Source organism: Labrys sp. Lb11 (assembly GCF_057554225.1).
The window spans coordinates 145,996-161,567 of the sequence record NZ_BAAJOT010000001.1 but is presented as its reverse complement, the minus strand read 5'-3'; the positions used below and the strand labels follow the sequence as shown (position 1 = coordinate 161,567).

Annotated in this window: 15 protein-coding genes; 11 read left to right on the top strand and 4 right to left on the bottom strand. The window is 69.7% G+C overall.

Annotated elements, in window-relative coordinates:
• Window positions 1-3 precede the first annotated feature (3 nt).
• From AC27L4_RS00790 to trmB, 5 genes are all read left to right on the top strand, one after another.
• Window positions 4-1,071, top strand: a complete 1,068-nt coding sequence (locus tag AC27L4_RS00790; RefSeq protein WP_487140044.1) for a hemolysin family protein — start codon at window positions 4-6, stop codon at window positions 1,069-1,071.
• Entirely contained in the window at window positions 1,068-2,666 is a 1,599-nt protein-coding gene (gene lnt / locus AC27L4_RS00785) for an apolipoprotein N-acyltransferase (protein ID WP_487140043.1), read from the top strand. The genes AC27L4_RS00790 and lnt overlap by 4 nt, the downstream gene beginning before the upstream one ends.
• A gap of 166 nt (window positions 2,667-2,832) precedes the next feature.
• The gene (locus tag AC27L4_RS00780; RefSeq protein WP_487140934.1) at window positions 2,833-3,246 is read left to right on the top strand and encodes a helix-turn-helix domain-containing protein; all 414 of its coding nucleotides are present in this window, start codon (window positions 2,833-2,835) and stop codon (window positions 3,244-3,246) included.
• A gap of 179 nt (window positions 3,247-3,425) precedes the next feature.
• A complete protein-coding gene (gene metK / locus AC27L4_RS00775; RefSeq protein WP_487140042.1) occupies window positions 3,426-4,646 on the top strand; it encodes a methionine adenosyltransferase in 1,221 nt (406 codons plus the stop codon).
• Window positions 4,647-4,824: 178 nt separating this feature from the next.
• Window positions 4,825-5,553, top strand: a complete 729-nt coding sequence (gene trmB / locus AC27L4_RS00770; RefSeq protein ID WP_487140041.1) for a tRNA (guanine(46)-N(7))-methyltransferase TrmB — start codon at window positions 4,825-4,827, stop codon at window positions 5,551-5,553.
• A 278-nt stretch (window positions 5,554-5,831) separates the two neighbouring features.
• On the opposite strand, the gene AC27L4_RS00765 is transcribed toward trmB, so the two are convergent.
• From AC27L4_RS00765 to rpoN, 3 genes are all read right to left on the bottom strand, one after another.
• Window positions 5,832-6,335, bottom strand: coding sequence for an SRPBCC family protein (locus AC27L4_RS00765; RefSeq protein WP_487140040.1), 504 nt, complete (start codon window positions 6,333-6,335; stop codon window positions 5,832-5,834).
• A 90-nt stretch (window positions 6,336-6,425) separates the two neighbouring features.
• Entirely contained in the window at window positions 6,426-6,899 is a 474-nt protein-coding gene (locus tag AC27L4_RS00760; protein WP_487140039.1) for an MmcB family DNA repair protein, read from the bottom strand.
• 277 nt (window positions 6,900-7,176) lie between these two features.
• Entirely contained in the window at window positions 7,177-8,712 is a 1,536-nt protein-coding gene (gene rpoN, locus AC27L4_RS00755) for an RNA polymerase factor sigma-54 (RefSeq protein WP_487140038.1), read from the bottom strand.
• A 231-nt stretch (window positions 8,713-8,943) separates the two neighbouring features.
• Here rpoN and upp point away from each other — a divergent pair, with 231 nt between their 5' ends.
• A complete protein-coding gene (gene upp, locus AC27L4_RS00750) occupies window positions 8,944-9,573 on the top strand; it encodes a uracil phosphoribosyltransferase (RefSeq protein ID WP_487140037.1) in 630 nt (209 codons plus the stop codon).
• A 53-nt stretch (window positions 9,574-9,626) separates the two neighbouring features.
• On the opposite strand, the gene AC27L4_RS00745 is transcribed toward upp, so the two are convergent.
• Window positions 9,627-10,889, bottom strand: a complete 1,263-nt coding sequence (locus tag AC27L4_RS00745; RefSeq protein ID WP_487140036.1) for an aminopeptidase — start codon at window positions 10,887-10,889, stop codon at window positions 9,627-9,629.
• Between the two features lie 221 nt (window positions 10,890-11,110).
• On the opposite strand from AC27L4_RS00745, the gene AC27L4_RS00740 reads away from it, so the two are divergent.
• The 5 genes from AC27L4_RS00740 to dapE all read left to right on the top strand — a co-directional run bounded on the left by AC27L4_RS00740 (window position 11,111) and on the right by dapE (window position 15,569).
• Window positions 11,111-11,485: a YciI family protein gene (locus AC27L4_RS00740; RefSeq protein WP_487140035.1), complete on the top strand. Its 375-nt coding sequence runs from the start codon at window positions 11,111-11,113 to the stop codon at window positions 11,483-11,485.
• A complete protein-coding gene (locus tag AC27L4_RS00735) occupies window positions 11,482-12,753 on the top strand; it encodes an RNA polymerase sigma factor (RefSeq protein ID WP_487140034.1) in 1,272 nt (423 codons plus the stop codon). Before AC27L4_RS00740 ends, AC27L4_RS00735 begins: the two co-directional genes overlap by 4 nt.
• Before the next feature lie 113 nt (window positions 12,754-12,866).
• A complete protein-coding gene (locus tag AC27L4_RS00730; RefSeq protein ID WP_487140033.1) occupies window positions 12,867-13,274 on the top strand; it encodes a DoxX family protein in 408 nt (135 codons plus the stop codon).
• Between the two features lie 182 nt (window positions 13,275-13,456).
• Window positions 13,457-14,314 (top strand): 2,3,4,5-tetrahydropyridine-2,6-dicarboxylate N-succinyltransferase, encoded by an 858-nt coding sequence (gene dapD / locus AC27L4_RS00725; RefSeq protein ID WP_487140032.1) that lies wholly within the window; start codon window positions 13,457-13,459, stop codon window positions 14,312-14,314.
• A gap of 79 nt (window positions 14,315-14,393) precedes the next feature.
• Window positions 14,394-15,569, top strand: a complete 1,176-nt coding sequence (dapE, locus tag AC27L4_RS00720; protein WP_487140031.1) for a succinyl-diaminopimelate desuccinylase — start codon at window positions 14,394-14,396, stop codon at window positions 15,567-15,569.
• The last annotated feature ends 3 nt before the right edge of the window (window positions 15,570-15,572 follow it).

Genomic DNA, 15,572 nt, shown 5'->3' with positions numbered 1-15,572 from the left:
CAGATGTCCGACAGCAACGATCGAAGTCCCAACGCGCCCGAGACGGCGCAGACCGAAGGCCATGGCGAGAGTTTTCTCGACCGCCTCAAGACCGCCCTGGGCCTGAGGGCGCCATCCTCCATTCGCGAGGACCTGGCCGGCGCCCTGGAAGAAGGCCGCGGCCGGCAGGATTCGAGCTTCACGCCCGAGGAACGGGCGATGCTCAAGAACATTCTCAGCCTGCGCGGCACCCGCGTCGACGACATCATGGTCCCGCGCGCCGACATCGTCGCCGTGCCGCTCGACATCGCCCTGGCCGACCTGCTCGCCGTGTTCCAGACGGCGGGCCATTCCCGCCTGCCGGTCTATGGCGAGACCCTCGACGACCCGCGCGGCATGGTCCACATCCGCGACTTCGTGGCCTGGATGGCGTCGCGCGCCACCATCGCCGCCCGCAAGGGCCAGGGCGAGGCCGGCGGCCAGACACAGATCGCCCTCGGCACCATCGACCTCTCCACCTCGCTCGGCGCCGTCAAGTCGCTGGTGCGCAGCGTGCTGTTCGTGCCGCCGTCGATGCCGGCGATCGACCTGATGGCGAAGATGCAGACGACCCGCACGCAACTCGCCCTGGTGATCGACGAATATGGCGGCACCGACGGGCTCGTCTCCATGGAGGACATCGTCGAGATCGTCGTCGGCGACATCGAGGACGAGCATGACGAGGACGAGGGCGACATGATCGTCGCCGCCGGACCGGGCCTGTTCAACGCCGACGCGCGGGCCGACCTGGAGGATGTCGCCGAAGCCATCGGCATCGACATGGAGGCCGAGGACATCGAGGCGGACGTCGACACGCTCGGCGGCTGGCTGGTGACGCTGGCCGGACGCGTGCCGGTGCGCGGCGAGATCATCCAGGGACCGAACGGGCTTGAGTTCGAAATCATCGACGCCGACCCGCGCCGGGTGAAGCGGGTTCGCATCCACGTGGCGGGCGAAGGCGGTTCCAAGGCCGGCGCGGCCGACGCGCCACCCGTGCTGCCGCTCCCGGTCGCGCCGACCGCCGAAGCCGTGCGCACCGACGGGCAATCGTGATCAAGGCACTGTCGCATCGGGTCGTTCTGGCCTGGGGCTGGCGCCGCGCCTTGCTCGCCTTTGCCGCCGGCGCCGTCGGGGCGCTGGCCATGCCGCCCTTCGGCCTGTTTCCGGCCCTGGCGGTGAGCTTCTCCCTGGCGGTCTGGCTGCTCGACGGCGCCACCGGCGACCAGGGTCGCATCCTGCCGTCGCTGCGGGCCGCGGCCGCGACCGGCTGGTGGTTCGGCTTCGGCTATTTCCTGGCAGGCCTGTGGTGGATCGGGCAGGCCTTCCTGGTCGAAGCCGACCAGTTCGCCTGGCTGATGCCCTTCGCCGTGGTGCTGCTGCCGGCCGGGCTGGCGCTGTTCCACGCCTTCGGCTTCGCCCTGGCACGGCTGATCTGGTCAGCCGGCCCGACGCGCATCCTGGCCTTTGCCGCGGCCATCGCCATCGCCGAATGGCTGCGCGGCCATGTCCTGACCGGCTTTCCCTGGAACACCTTCGGCTATGCCCTGGCCGGCGAGATCCACCTGGCGCAGGTGCTGTCGGTGATCGGCATTCCCGGGCTGACGCTGGTGGCGATCGCCATCCTCGCCAGCCCGGCGACGCTGGCCGACGATCCCGCCATCCATCCGCGGGCGCGCCTGGCGCCGCTCGCCGCCGCGCTGGTGCTGGTGCTGATGGCCGGGTTCGGAGCGCTGCGCCTCGCCGCCACCGACGAGGGCCTGGTCCCGGACGTGCGGCTGCGCATCATGCAGCCTGCGGTCCCGCAGGACGACAAGTTCCGTCCGGACCTGCGCGACGAGGTCATGCAGAAATACCTGACCTTGTCCGACCAGGCGACGAGCCCGCAGACCCCGGGCCTGGCCGGGGTCACGCTGCTGATCTGGCCGGAATCGGCCTTCCCCTTCCTGGTTTCCCAGGACGCCGCCGCGCTGGCGGACATCGCCAACCTGCTGCCGCCGGGCGCGACCCTGCTGACCGGCGCCGGACGGGCGGAGGAGGGCGGGCCGGACCAGAGCGAGATACGCTACTTCAACTCCGTGCACGTCATCGACACCAACGGCGTCATCCTCAATAGCTACGACAAGGTGCACCTCGTGCCGTTCGGCGAGTATCTGCCGTTCCAGTCCTGGCTGGAAGCGATCGGCCTGCGCCAGCTGACGCAACTGCGCGGCGGTTTCACCCCCGGCCCGCGGCTGCGCACCCTCGACATCCCCAACGCGCCACCTGCAGGCATCCTGATCTGCTACGAGGCGATCTTTCCCGGCAATGTCGTCGACCCCGCCAATCGGCCGGAATGGCTCCTGAACGTCACCAACGACGCCTGGTTCGGCCTGACCCCCGGCCCCTACCAGCACTTCCTGCAAGCGCGGGCGCGGACGATCGAGGAAGGCCTGCCGCTGGTGCGCGCCGCCAATGACGGCATCTCCGCCGTGATCGATCCGGTGGGCCGCGTCATCGCCAGCCTGCCGCTCGGCAATCGTGGAATTCTCGACTCGGCCCTGCCAAAGGGGTTGCGGAGCACTCTCTATGCGCGTTACGGTGATACCGTCTTCGCGGGAATGTTGCTCTGCTTCCTGATATTTGCAATCAGGCGGCGCATTCGGCCGTGAAGGTGCGGTATAATGCGATGAATTGCACGATCATGCCGTGCAGTCAGGTTTTCTTCCCTTCATCGGCCCTCGCCGAAGCGGCCTTGCGCGTGCCCGCACATCTCTCGGTTTCATTGGAAACAGTATCGGGTCATTCCAAGAAAACGCGACTGCAAGGAATTCGTCCATGATCAAGAAAGCCCCGAATCCGATCGACAAGCACGTGGGCAGCCGGGTGCGGATGCGCAGGGTGCTGATTGGGATGAGCCAGGAAAAGCTCGGCGAGGCCCTTGGCCTGACCTTCCAGCAGGTGCAGAAATACGAAAAGGGCACGAACCGCATCGGCGCCAGCCGCCTGCAGCAGATTTCCGTCATCCTCGGCGTGCCCGTCTCCTTCTTCTTCGACGGCTCCCCCAGCGCCGATGAAGGCGGCGCAAAGGGGCCGGCGAACCCGACCTCCTCCGTCCATGTCGTGGACTTCCTGTCGACCACCGAGGGCCTGCAGCTCAACAAGGCCTTCGTCCGCATCCGGGATGCGAAAGTGCGCCGCCGCGTGGTCGACCTGATCGCCAGCCTCGGCGACGCCGAAGAAGTCGGCTGAGCGCCGGCCACGCCTCCGGCTCGGCCTCGCGCGCCGGACGGCTGCAGCGGCGCGGAGCCACATCGTTTCTTTAAACGAACGAAACGTCCGATTTGACGCTTGACCTGGCTCGCGACGCTCGCCAAAAACAGCAGCGTCATTCGCGCCTCGCGCGCAGCCGGTCGTCAGGAGATCGTTTCGTGTCCCGCCTCGATTATCTCTTCACCAGCGAATCCGTCTCCGAAGGTCATCCCGACAAGGTCTGCGACCGCATCTCCGACGAGATCGTCGACCTGTTCTATCGCGAGGCGGCCAAAACCGGGATGGACCCGACCGAGGTCCGCGTCGCCTGCGAAACCCTCGCCACCACCAACCGGGTGGTGATCGCCGGCGAGACGCGCGGGCCCGCCACCGTCACCAAGGGCAAGGTGAAGAGCGCCGCCCGCCGCGCCATCAAGGCCATCGGCTACGAGCAGGACGGCTTCCACTGGAAGAAGGCCAAGATCGACGTGCTGCTGCACGCCCAGTCGGCCGACATCGCCCAGGGCGTCGACACCGGCGCCAAGAACGAGGAAGGCGCCGGCGACCAGGGCATCATGTTCGGCTACGCCTGCCGCGAAACGCCCGAGCTGATGCCGGCGCCGATCTACTACGCCCACAAGATCCTCGAGGACCTGACCAAGGCGCGCAAGTCCGGCGAGCTCGGCATGCTCGGCCCGGACGCCAAGAGCCAGGTGACCGTGAAGTACGAAGACGGCAAGCCGGTCGGCGTCACGCAGATCGTGCTGTCGACCCAGCACCTGGACGAGGCGCTGAGCTCGACCGACATCCGCAAGCTGGTCGAGCCGCACATCCGCAAGACCCTGCCGGAGGGCTGGGTCACCGGCGACACAATCTGGCACGTCAACCCCACCGGCAAGTTCGTCATCGGCGGGCCGGACGGTGACTGCGGCCTGACCGGCCGCAAGATCATCGTCGACACCTATGGCGGCGCGGCCCCGCATGGCGGCGGCGCCTTCTCCGGCAAGGACCCGACCAAGGTCGACCGTTCGGCCGCCTACGCCGCGCGCTATCTCGCCAAGAACGTCGTGGCCGCCAAGCTCGCCGACCGCTGCACCATCCAGCTCGCCTACGCCATCGGCGTCTCCGAGCCCCTGGCGATCTATGTCGACCTGCACGGCACCGGCCGCGTCAGCGAGGAGCAGGTGGAGAAGGCCCTGCGCCAGGTGATGCGCCTGACGCCGCGCGGCATCCGCGAGCATCTCGGCCTCACCAAGGGCATCTACGCCAAGACCTCGGCCTACGGCCATTTCGGCCGCAAGGCCGGCCGCGACGGCAGCTTCTCCTGGGAGAAGACCGATCTCGTCGACGCCATCAAGAAGGCGATCAACGGCGCCGCCGAGACCAGGGCCGCCGCCTGACCCGTGGGCGCGCGCCCATGACCCATGCTCCGGGCTCCCCTCGCCGGGAGCCGGATCCGGACCATCGCAAGGGCCTTCTCCGCTGACGCGGGGAAGGCTTTTCGCTTCGCCGGCCAGCCGCGGCGCAAGACCGCCCGTTGCGCAGCGGCCCCGGCCGACAACGACAGAGCCGCACGCCATGGCCATCGACCCCGACCTGCCCCCCGATGCCGACCCGGCCGCGCCGCAGCGCGGCCACGGCGCCTTCTTCGGCCGCCGCAAGGGCAAGACCCTGCGGGCCCATCAGGCCGGGCTGATGCAGGACGAATTGCCGGATCTGCGCCTCGACCTCGCCGCTCCGCCGCCCGCCGATCTCGGCCGCCTGTTCCCTCACCCGGTGCAGGACGTTCATCTGGAGATCGGCTTCGGCGGCGGCGAGCACCTTGCGCTACGCGCCGCCGAACAGCGCAGCGTCGGCTTCATCGGCTGCGAAGCCTATGTCAACGGCATCGCCAAGATGCTGGCCCATGTCGAGCGCGAGACGCTCGCCAATGTGCGGCTGTGGAACGACGACGCCGCACAGGTGATCGACTGGCTGCCGGCGGCCTCGATCGGCCGCGTCTACCTGCTCTATCCCGACCCATGGCCGAAGCGGCGTCATCGCAAGCGCCGCTTCCTGCAGGCCGAGATGCTGGTGCGGCTGGCCCGGATCATGCGGCCGGGCGCGGAGCTGTGCTTTGCCACCGACATCGACGACTACGCCGCCTATGCGCTGGCTCGCGTCGCCCGCTCCGCCGACTTCGAATGGACGGCGGAACGGGCCGCCGACTGGCTGACGCCCTGGGCAGGCTGGCGCAGCACGCGCTACGAGCAGAAGGCGCTGCGCGAGGGCCGGCCACCGGGCTATTTCACGTTCCGGCGGCGATAGCCGGGGCGCCCCCCATAGGCGCGAAGATAGGGCCGGACCATGTCGCTCCGGGGAAAGGCGATGCCCTCTCAGTCGTCATGGCCGGACTTGATCCGGCCATCCACGCGACCACGGATCTGGCAGAATGATACGATGGTGGCCTCACAGGACTGGTCAGCTGTCGTGTTCGCGTGGATGGCCGGATCAAGTCCGGCCATGACGCGATGGAGCGGGCGAGCCCGTGTCTCCGACGATCGCGTGTCCCGGCGTCGATTGGGGCCACCCCGGCCCCGGGGGGATCAGGATTTTTTCAAGCCGAACCAGCCCTTCTTCGCCGGCTCGGCCGCCTCGGCCGGCGCCGCCCCCGGCGCGACGACATTGCCGAACTTCTCGAAGAACTCGCCCGCCAGCTTCTTGGCCGTGCCGTCGATCAGGCGGGCGCCGAGCTGGGCGATCTTGCCGCCGACATCGGCCTTGGCCTCGTAGTGCAGGATCGTCGCCTCGCCGTCCGCTTCCAGGCGCACCTTGGCGCCGCCCTTGGCGAAGCCGGCGACGCCGCCCTGGCCTTCACCCGTGATGGTGTAGCCGTTGGGCGGATCGAGGTCGGACAGCGTCACCTTGCCCGAGAAGGAGGCCTTCACCGGGCCGATCTTCAGCACGGCCTTGGCGTTCATCTCGGTGTCCGAGGTCTTCTCGATCGACTCGCAGCCGGGAATGCACTGCTGCAGCACCGCCGGGTCGTTCAACGCCTCCCAGACCTTCTCGCGCGACGCCTCGATACGCTGCGAACCGTTCATGTCCATGGTGCGTCCTCTCCTTGCTCTGACGGCGGCCGGCGGCGGTTCGCCGTGACCCGACTGTCATCGGTCTGCCGGGAGGCGAGGTCAAGCCGGTCAGACAAAGTCCGCCATGATCCCGTCCGGATCCATCGCCTGGTGCAGGCGGGCCGCGGCGGTGCGGGCGATGAGGAAGGTCATGGCCTTGCGGGCGATCGTGCTCAGCCGGTGCTCCGGCGCCTCGCGCACCATGGCACCGCCATAGGCGTCGGCGACGATCAGCCCGGTATCCGGCGGCAGGATCTCGGCCGGGAAGTCCGGCGAGACGGCGAAGAACAGCCGGTCGCAATGGGCGCGGTACTCCGGCCATTTGCCGTCGACCTGGAAGTCGACGACCGAGGACTTCACCTCGACGATCCAGATGCCGCCCTTGGCGCCGACGGCAGCGAGGTCGGCGCGCCGGCCGCCCGGCAGCACCAGCTCCGGCACGACGACGAAGCCGTGCTGATAGAGCGCGCGGCCGGCACCGCGGCGAATCGCCAGCGCCATGGCCGATTGCCGGCCGTCGATGGGCAGGTTGGGCAGATCCATGGTCAGGTCCCGACGGCGTGGCGGACGAGGCGCCGAAGAACCGGCGCCGTCAGCTTGCGGCCGCGCCGGGCGCCGGTTCCCGACAGGAGCCGTCCCGGCTCCCCCGTTCGCGGCAACCCCTTCGAGGCCCCGGATCGGACAAGCTCGGCTGGCGAGAGCGCATCGGCCGATTCAGGACGCGTCCCCGACCGGCGGAGATTAACGCGGGTCGGCGGCATTATGGAAGCGCCGACCGACGGCCTGCCGTGGCGCGGCGACCTGCTGCTCCTCGGCCCCGTCAGGCCCGCCGTGCCTTCTGGCGACGCCGGTCGACGGAGGAGGGAATGCGCATGGCCTCGCGGTACTTGGCCACGGTGCGGCGGGCGATGTCGATGCCGGCCTCGCGCAGGCGCTGGACGATGGTGTCGTCGGAGAGGATGTCGTCGGGTGCCTCGGCGTCGATCATCTGGCGGATGCGATGACGCACCGCCTCGGCCGAATGGGCCTCGCCGCCCTCGGCGCTGGCGATCGAGGCCGTGAAGAAATATTTCAGCTCGAACACGCCGCGGCTGGTGGCGATGTATTTGTTGGCGGTGACGCGCGAGACGGTGGATTCGTGCATGCCGATCGCATCAGCCACGGTCTTCAGGTTCAACGGCCTGAGATAGTGCACGCCAAGGGCGAAGAAGGCATCCTGCTGGCGCACGATCTCGGTCGCCACCTTCAGGATGGTGCGGGCGCGTTGCTCCAGGCTGCGGGTGAGCCAGTTCGCGGTCTGCAGCGCATCGGCCAGGAACAGCTTGTCGGCGTCGTTGCGGGCCGTGCGCGACACCCGGGCATAGTAGCTCTGATTGACCAGCACCCGCGGCAGGGTGTCGGGATTGAGCTCGATGATCCAGGCCCCGTCCGGACCGGCGCGCAGCAGCACATCCGGCACCACCGGCTGGATCGGCGTCGAACCGAAGGCCAGGCCCGGCTTCGGTGTCAGAGCCCGCACCTCGGCGATCATTTCGGCGAGATCCTCGTCGTCGACGCCGCAATGGCGCCGCAGCGCCGCGAGATCGCGCCGGGCGAGCAGGTCGAGGCGCTCCAGCAGCGCGGCCATCGCAGGATCGAGCCGGTTCTGCTCGCGCAGCTGGATGGCCAGGCATTCCTGCAGGCTGCGGGCGCCGACGCCGGAGGGCTCGAAGCCCTGCAAAATGGCGAGCACCGCCGCCACCTCCTCCGCCGGAGCCGAGAGCCTCTCGGCGACGTCGTCGAGCGAGCCGACGAGGTAGCCGGTCTCGTCGATCATATCGATCAGGAACTGGCCGATCAGCCGCCGAACAGGGTCTGCGACGGCGAGCATCAGCTGCGCTTCGAGATGGTCGGCCAGCGAGGCGTCGGCGGCGACATAGCTCTCGAAGTCGGTCTCCTCGCCGCCGTCGCGTCCGCCGGCGCCGACGTTCGACCAGGTTGAGACATAGGGATCGCTGCCGGCGAGCTGCTCGATCGCCGCCGGCGCCGCCACCGGCTCGGCCGGCCGCTCGTCGGGGAAGACGTTCTCCAGCCCCGTGCCGAGCCGCTCCTCGATGGCGCCGCGCGAGGGGTCCATGTCGGGCTGCAGCCAGTCGCCCTCGACCGGGTCGGCCGCGACCGCCGGGGCGGAGGCTTCGGCAGGCTCGCTCTCGCCGCCGTCGGACCGGTCGAGCAGCGGGTTGCGCTCGAGCTCGGCGTCGACATAGGCGGCCAGATCCAGGTTCGACAGCTGCAGAAGCTTGATCGCCTGCATCAGTTGCGGCGTCATCACCAGCGACTGGGTCTGGCGGAATTCGAGCCTGGGCGACAGGGCCATGCGGGACGGCAACTCACGGAAGGGGCGAACGCGCCGCATCCTGCATGGCCGGCGCCCGAACGCAAGTTTCACGCCACATTTCGGGGCAAAAATCACGCCAACCCGACTCCGTCGAAAGTCGTGGACGGGTTCCGAGGTTGGGGGTTTCCCTCCCGGCGAAATCGTCTAAGCAGGCCTTGGCACAAGCGGGAGGGCCGGCGCGGCCGGCCCCATTCTGGACAGGAGGCTCCGATGGAAGGCGTGACCGTCGTCGATCACCCGATGGTGCAGCACAAGCTCACGCTGATGCGCGACAAGGAGCGCTCGACCAAGGGCTTCCGCCAGTTGCTCAACGAGATCGGCCGGCTGCTCTGCTACGAGGTGACGCGCGACCTGCCGCTGGAGTTCGTCGACATCGAGACGCCGCTGACCGCGATGAAGGCGCCGCGCCTCGCCGGCAAGAAGCTGGTATTCGCACCGATCCTGCGGGCCGGCGAGGGCTTCCTGGAAGGCATGCTCGACCTCGTGCCTTCGGCCCGCGTCGCCCATATCGGCATCTACCGCGACCCGGAGACGCTGGCGGCGGTGGAATATTATTTCAAGGCGCCGCCGGACGTGGCCGACCGCCTGGTCATCCTGCTCGACCCGATGCTGGCCACCGCGAACTCGGCCGTGGCCGCGGTCGAGCGCATCAAGGCGCGCGGGGCCAAGGACATCCGCTTCGTCTGCCTGCTGGCGGCGCCGGAAGGCATCAAGCGACTGCGCGAGACCCATCCGGACGTGAAGATCTGGACGGCGGCGATCGACAGCCACCTCAACGACCACGGCTATATCGTGCCCGGCCTCGGCGACGCCGGCGACCGGATGTACGGCACGAAATAGGCCGACCAGGTTCGAGGAACTGCCTGGGGCCCGGCGCGCCGGGCCCCGCCGCCTCACACCCATTCCCCGCGGCGCATCACCGGGTCGGCTTCGCCGCCCGCGGTCAGGCCGTCGACGTCGATCTCGTTCGAGCCGATCATCCAGTCGATGTGGATCAGGCTGTTGTTGGCGCCGCGCGCCGCCAGCTCCTCCGGCGTCAGCGCGCCGCCGTTGAGGAAGCACTGGCTGTAGGACTGGCCGAGGGCGATGTGGCTGGCGGCGTTCTCGTCGAACAGCGTGTTGTAGAACAGGAGGCCGCTGCGCGAGATCGGCGAGGAATAGGGCACCAGCGCCACCTCGCCCAGGTGCCGGGCGCCGGCGTCGGTGTCGAGCACCTTCTCAAGCACGTCCTTGCCGCTGGCGGCGCTGGCCTCGACGATGCGCCCGGCCTCGAAGCGCACGGCGATGCGATCGATCAGCGTGCCCTGATAGGACAGCGGCTTGGTCGAGGCGACGGTGCCGTGGACGCGGTCGCGATGCGGCGTGGTGAACACCTCCTCGGTCGGGATGTTGGGGTTGCAGACGATGCCGTTCTTGGCCCGCGAGGAGCCGCCGTGCCATTCGTGATCGTCGGCGAGGCCGACCGTGAGATCGGTGCCGGGCCCGCGGAAGCGCAGGGCGTGATAGCGTTTGGTGTTGAGATGGCGGGCCCGCGCATGCAGCGCGTCGTTGTGCGCCCGCCAGGCGGAGACCGGATCGTCGGCGTCGATGCGGGAAGCGGCGAAGATCGCGTCCCACAGCCGCGCCACGGCCACCTCCTCCGGCTCGCCGGGGAAGACCGCGCGGGCCCAGGCGGCCGAGGCGTAGGAGACGATGTTCCAGTTGATGTCGAAGCCGGCGATCAGCTTCAGGGCCGGCATGTAGGCGGCGGAGCGGGCTCGGTTGGCGCGTGCGACCTTGTCCGGATCCTGCCCGGCGAGCAGGGCCGGATCCTCGCCGGCGATGGCCAGGCGCGCTGCTCCCGCGCCGAAGGCCCGGGCCATGCCGTCGAACAGCCAGTTGGTCGCCTTGTCGAAACTCTCGTCCGGCGCATGGCGGAAGCGCGCCAGCGTCGCCTCCTCGTCGGAGAACAGGGTGGTGACGAGCGAGGCACCGGACTTGTAGGCGTGCTCGGTGATGCGCCGCACCAGCGGCAGCGCCTCCACTGAGGCGGTCATCACCAGTTCCTGGCCCGGCGCCAGGCCGAGCCCGACCTTGACCGCGACCTCGGCCAGCCGGTCGAGACGCGCTTCGTGGGCCGCCCGGACGGCGGATGCGGGACGGACTTGTTCGGTCATGGCGGAGGCTCCGGCGATAGGGTTGGCCAACAGCAAGGCCGTTGCGGGCGCTTCGTCAAGGCCCGAGCCGGTTTTTCCGTCCGGCCGCCGGCTCCCGCTGCGGCACCTTGCGGGACGGGAATCGGCGTGTATCGTCGCGCCAGCCAGCCCGAGCCTTTTGCCGCCGCCCCGTCGGCGGCAGCGGGGCTGGTACGTCCTAGGCTCGATCGGGACCGGATCTCATGCTCTATGCCATTCTCTGCTACAACGACCAGGATGCCGTCGGCGCCTGGAGCAAGGACGAGGACGCCGCGGTCGTGGCCCGGCTCGGAGCCGTGCAGAACAAGCTCGCCGAGGCCGGTCGGCTCGGACCAGTGGCGCGGCTGATGCCGACGACGGCAGCCACGACCCTGCGCAAGGATCGCCCGGAGCCGCTGGTGCTCGACGGCCCCTTTGCCGAGACGAAGGAGCAGCTCCTGGGCTTCTACGTCGTCGAATGCGCGAGCCGCGAGGAGGCGATCGAGGTCGCACGCGACCTTGCCCGCGCCAATCCCGGCCTCGGCGCCTATGAGATCCGGCCGATCGCCATGTTCCACCCGGAAGGCAGCCGGGCATGACCGAGATGGCCTGGATCGACGCGGCCCTGACCTCGGCCCGCCCCCAGGCGATCTCGGCCCTGCTGCGCTATTTCCATGACCTCGACGCCGCCGAGGAAGCCTTCCAGGAAGCCTGCCTCAGGGCGCTGAAGACCTGGCCGCAGAACGGTCCGCCGCGCGATCCCGCTGCCTGGCTGATCTTCGTCGGCCGCAACATCGCCATCGACGCGGTGCGCCGCCGCCGGCGACAGCAGCCGCTCCCCGCCGAGGACCAGATTTCCGACCTCGACGATGCCGAGGCCGACCTCGCCGAGCGGCTCGACGATTCGCACTACCGCGACGACATCCTGCGGCTCCTGTTCGTGTGCTGCCACCCCGACCTGCCGGCGACCCAGCAGATCGCGCTGGCGCTGCGCATCGTCTCCGGCCTCGGCGTCAAGCAGATCGCCCGCGCCTTCCTGGTGGGCGAGAGCGCCATGGAGCAGCGCATCACCCGGGCCAAGGCGCGCATCGCCAGGGCCGACGTGCCGTTCGAGGCGCCGAGCGCCCCGCAGCGGACCGAACGCCTCGCCGCGGTGGCGGCCATGATCTATCTGATCTTCAACGAGGGCTATTCGGCCGGCCGCAGCGATGCCGACGACATGCGTGCCTCGCTCTGCGACGAGGCGATCCGCCTCGCCCGGCTGCTGCTGCGGCTGTTCCCGGCCGAGCCGGAGATCATGGGGCTGACGGCGCTGCTGCTGCTCCAGCATGCCCGTATCGCCGCCCGCTTCGACGCCGACGGCGCCATCGTGCTGCTGGAGGACCAGGACCGCAGCCTGTGGAACCGGACGATGATCGCCGAGGGCATCGCCCTGATCGACAAGGCGATGCGTCACCGGCGCCCCGGCCCCTACCTGGTGCAGGCGGCGATCGCGGCGCTGCATGCCCGCGCCGCCCGTCCCGAGGAGACGGACTGGGCGCAGATCGACCTGCTCTATGCCACGCTCGAGACACTGCAGCCCTCGCCCGTCGTCACCCTCAACCGGGCGGTCGCGGTCGCCAAGGCCCGCGGCCCGGCCGCGGCGCTCGCCATGGTCGAGCCGCTGGCGCCGGCCCTGTCGGGCTATTTCCACTTCTTCGGGGTCAAGGGCGGCCTGCTGCTGCAGCTCGGCCGCCATGCCGAGGCGCGCACCGCCTTCGACCGCGCGATCGCCCTCGCCAACACGCCGGCCGAAGCCGCCCATATCCGCATGCATCTCGACCGCCTGCTCAAGGACAGCCGGCCGGGCGAGGACGAGCGGACCTGAGCCCCGTCCCCAAAAAAGTCCGCCGGGCCTGTCGGGGCGCCGCCGGGCCATCCGTCCTCGGGACATGCCCGCCCCGTCCCGCACGCCGGGCGGGCGGAAAGGGAGAGCCCCCGATGTCCACTTCGAGCCTTGCCATGCCGACCCCGCCCCTGTCCCGTCGCGCCGGATGGGCGCTCAGCGCCCTCGTCATCCTGTTCCTCGCCTTCGATGCCGCCATCAAGCTCGTGCCCCTGGCGGTGGTGACCGAGACCATGGCCACGCTCGGCTATCCCGGCGATCTCTCCCGCACGCTCGGCGTGCTCACCCTCGCCTGCACCATCCTCTACGCCGTGCCGCGGACCTCGATCCTCGGCGCCGTGCTGTTGACGGCCTATCTCGGCGGCGCGGTCGCCACCCATCTGCGCGTCGGCAGCCCGATCTTCACGCACACCCTGTTCGGGGTGTATCTCGGCATCGTGGCCTGGGGTGGATTGTACCTGCGCGACGCGCGGTTGCGCGCGCTCCTGCCGCTGACGCGTTGACCGGCTGGCGGAACGCTTCTCGAAGCGGGAGCCGGCAGGGACTGCGAAGGCGGCCCTGCCGACGGCAGGGCCGCCAGGAAGCGCCGAGGCGGCTCTCGCGGCGGAATGCCGCTGCTCGCCTGCGTGCTTGACTTGCATCCCCCGGCTCCGGCATGTGCGCCGGACTTGGCAGGGAGGACACCATGGAACTCGACCAGCTCCAGACCATCATCGACGCCGCCTGGGAGGACCGGGCCTCGATCGGGCTCGACACCAAGGGCGACGTGCGGGCGGCGGTGATGCACACGCTCGGCCTGCTCGATGCCGGCCGGGTGCGGGTGGCGGAGCGCGTCGAGGGCATGACCGGGCGCGACTCCTGGAAGACGCATCAATGGCTGAAGAAGGCCGTGCTGCTGTCCTTCCGCCTCAACGACATGGCGACGATCCCCGGCGGTCCCGGCGGCACCTCCTGGTGGGACAAGGTGCCCTCCAAGTTCACCAACTGGACCAACGCCGAGTTTCGCGAGGCCGGTTTCCGCGCCGTGCCGCATTGCGTCGTGCGCCGCTCCGCCTATGTGGCGCCGGGCGTGGTGCTGATGCCCTCCTTCATCAATCTGGGCGCGCATGTCGCCTCGGGCGCGATGATCGACACCTGGGCGACGGTCGGCTCCTGCGCCCAGATCGGCCGCAACGTCCACCTCTCCGGCGGCGCCGGCATCGGCGGCGTGCTGGAGCCGCTGCAGGCCAATCCGGTGATCATCGAGGACGATTGCTTCATCGGCGCGCGCGCCGAGGTCGCCGAGGGCGTCATCGTCGGCCAGGGCTCGGTCTTGTCCATGGGCGTCTATCTCGGCGCCTCCACCACGATCATCGACCGCGCCACCGGCGAGATTCACAAGGGCTACGTGCCGCCCTATTCGGTCGTGGTCTCCGGCACCCTGCCGGGCAAGCCCCTGCCCGACGGCCGGCCCGGCCCGAACCTCTACTGCGCCGTGATCGTCAAGACCGTCGACGCGCAGACCCGCTCCAAGACCAGCATCAACGAACTGCTGCGCGACTGAGCTGCGCGAACGGGCACGCCAGGCGGCGACAGCCGCGCGCGCCATTGATCCCGGCGTCGCACCGTGGCAACGAGGCGGCATGACCGATCTCACCTTTGACCCCCGTGACCCCGTGGCGCTGACCCAGGCGCTGATCCGCTGTCCCTCGGTGACGCCGGCCGAGGGCGGCGCCCTCGCCCTGCTCGACGCCGTGCTGAAGCGCGCCGGCTTCGACAGCCATCTCGTCACCTTCTCCGACCCGCACTCGCCGGACGTGGCCAACCTCTACGCCCGGATCGGGCCGCAGGACCGCCCAGCCCTGGTCTTCGCCGGCCATACCGACGTGGTGCCTCCGGGCGATCCGGGCCGCTGGGCCCGGGAGCCGTTTTCCGGCGCGATCGCCGACGGCGCCGTCTGGGGGCGCGGCGCGGTCGACATGAAGGGTGGCGTCGCCGCCTCGGTCGCGGCGGCGCTGCGCCACGCCGAAGCGCATCCGGATCACCCCGTCGCCTTCCTGATCACCGGTGACGAGGAAGGCCCCGCGGTCAACGGCACGGTCAAGCTGCTCGACTGGGCCATGGCCCGGGGCGAGCGCCTCGGCCATTGCCTCCTGGGCGAACCGACCAATCCGGCAGCGCTGGGCGATGCGGTGAAGATCGGGCGACGCGGCTCGCTCTCCGGCGTGATCACCGTCGAGGGCGTGCAGGGGCACGTCGCCTATCCGCACCTGGCCAGGAATCCGGTCCGCGGCATGGTGCGCCTGCTCGACGCGCTGCTGGCCGAGCGGCTCGACGAGGGCACGGAGCATTTCGATGCCTCCAACCTCGAGGTGGTGACGATCGACGTCGGCAACACCGCCTTCAACGTCATCCCCGGCGCGGCGCGGGCCGCCTTCAACATCCGCTTCAACGATTGCTGGACCCGTGCCACGCTGGAGGCGTGGGTGAAGGCGCGGCTCGACGCCGGGGCCGGCGGAGACGTCGCCTACGCGCTCGCCTTCGAGCGCACCCATTCGGAAGCCTTCCTGACGCCGCCGAGCCCGTTCGTCGAGACCGTCGTCGCCGCGATCGAGGCCGAGACCGGCCGGCGGCCGGCACTCTCCACCTCGGGCGGCACCTCGGACGCGCGCTTCATCAAGGATGTCTGCCCGGTGGTGGAGTTCGGCCTGGTCGGCAAGACCATGCACCAGGTCGACGAGCGGGCCGACATCGCCGACATCGAGACCCTCGCCCGCATCTATGGCCGGGTGCTGGAGGCCTATTTCCGCAAAGGCTGAGGC